Origin of the sequence: Vibrio sp. 1F169 (genome assembly GCF_041439605.1) — a bacterium.
GTDB classification, from domain to species: Bacteria; Pseudomonadota; Gammaproteobacteria; order Enterobacterales; family Vibrionaceae; genus Vibrio; species Vibrio tasmaniensis_A.
This window is the reverse complement of sequence record NZ_JBGOOI010000153.1, coordinates 1-2,099: the sequence shown is the minus strand read 5'-3', so window position 1 is coordinate 2,099 and position 2,099 is coordinate 1. Positions and strand designations below refer to the sequence as shown.

Annotated in this window: 1 protein-coding gene; it reads right to left on the bottom strand. The window is 33.7% G+C overall.

All coding sequences use genetic code 11. The features are described 5' to 3' along the window. Window positions 1-257: 257 nt before the first annotated feature. Window positions 258-1,667 carry an EAL domain-containing protein gene (locus ACED53_RS23265; protein WP_012600474.1) on the bottom strand — a complete coding sequence of 470 codons (1,410 nt, stop codon included), beginning with the start codon at window positions 1,665-1,667 and terminating at the stop codon, window positions 258-260. Between the last annotated feature and the right edge of the window lie 432 nt (window positions 1,668-2,099).

Genomic DNA, 2,099 nt, shown 5'->3' with positions numbered 1-2,099 from the left:
AAGAGAAGCTGCTTAATAAGCAAGCAAATGATGACAACTACCTTGAAAAACACCGTTACTCCCACCATCACCGCCGCCACCACAAGCTGATAAGGCCAGAACGCACAAAATTGGTATCATCATTTTCATTTAAATGGATCTCTATTATTTGTTGAGATTTAAAAATATTAAAATAGTAATACTCTTAAATTAGTTAACGAATTCGATTTTGTTTAATGTCATTTACAGCCCTTCACATATTATTATCCATACATATATCAACCTGTTTTCACATTGCTAATTAACCTTCTTGGTTTGGAAAAGTGAAAGCCTTGGAATAAGATGTTAGATTTTTTTGGAAGTAGTCGTAGATGTTGAGGATTTTCAACGCCTTCGACAATCAAGGTTACATCAATACGCTCAGATAGCTTAACCATAAACTTAAGTGTCTCATTGGCCACAATATCTTCCTGACATTTTTGTAGTAACGACTTATCTAGCTTAATAAAATCAAAATATTTTTCTGATAAAAGGTTAAAATTGGAGTAACCACATCCAAAATCATCAATAGCAAATCGAAAACCTGCCCCTTTAAGAGCAATTATATTTTCTTTAGCATAACTATGTAAAAGACCCTCACTATATTCAACTGTTTCAAATACTATCTTACTTCTTAACTCTGGAACTAATTTGGTTAATTCCATTACATCATCATAAAAGTCAACGATACTTAAATCTGCATGACTAATGTTAACACTGATATTAGGAAGTGTATCTTGAGTGTTTTTTGCGTATTCAATTATTTTTTTAAAAATTATAATGGTTAATGAGTAATGTAGGTGCGGCTCCGTTGCCAATAATGGCATAAATACACCAGGACCTCCGAACTCTGTGCGTTTCCACCTAAGCAATATTTCCCAAAGGTACTCTTTAGAAGTATTCATACTATAAACGACGGGTTGATAAAAAAGCTCGAACTGAGTCCCTCCCTTTTTTATATCGTGATGTAAAGCTTGGATTACCGAACGGGTTCTAACGTTTTTTTCATAGTCATTAATGTTATATATGTAGACACCATCAATAGATTGAAGTGACTTTTTAACACTGTAAGCCATTCTTCTAAACAACTGATTTTTATCTTGGGGTTTATCAAAATTAGATAGGATCATGCTAGCAAGAGAATAATCAAAAGTTAGGGTTTTATCGCCTACTTTCTTTTCATGAGGCAAAGAGAATTGAATTTTTTGTTGCTGCTCAAGGATTTTTTTTTCTTCCCAGGGAGTATCGCTTTCAAATACAAGAACAATGTATTTGTCTTCAAACAAACCGATAACCCTTGGTGAAAGTGTCTCACTTAGGTAGTGATGTAATTCTGTTTTAACTATTCGACTAGTTTTTGAATCGAAAAACTTATAGAAATCTGCAGATCTCCCAACACAGATTACATGCATGATCTTGTAGGTACTTCTGTTTGTTCTTAATAATTTTTCTTGAATATAGTTGATGTTAGGTAAATCTGTTTCTTCACAGAAAAAACGTTTGAGCCTTTGTTTATTTTGTTCTCGTTCAAGTCTTTGCTGAACAAAAGATAGCTTTTTTTTACCTTCCGACGACTTCAGATGAAATGATGTGCATATTATTAGTAATGTAATAAAAAACAGACAAAGTAAATTAACAGTAGACAACACGGCACCCCGAATAAAGTGATATGCATCGCATTTTGCGATGCAACAGGATGATTGTATTCTTACTTATGAGATTTACACAAATAAAAACAAATCTGACCACTTAATAGTCATCTACTTGAATTGAGTGTAATTGTGCAAATTTATAAATATCATGCACGAAAACACCACTAACCGCATATTGTACATCCCGTAATATCCCGACAACTTCATAACATAATAGCCACCAAATTACGCCACAGTGCCATTTCAGGGGGGTAATGATTGCATCGCTTTTTTTAGTATTTATTTACGCTATAAAAAACTGACAGTGATCGCGATATTTAATGGGGAGGGATTGAAATCAGCAACTTTATCTGGGTTACATCACTACATACCCTTGGCTTTGTTGCGTAATTCAATGGAACTAAATCAAGAACCTACGATCTGATCAGC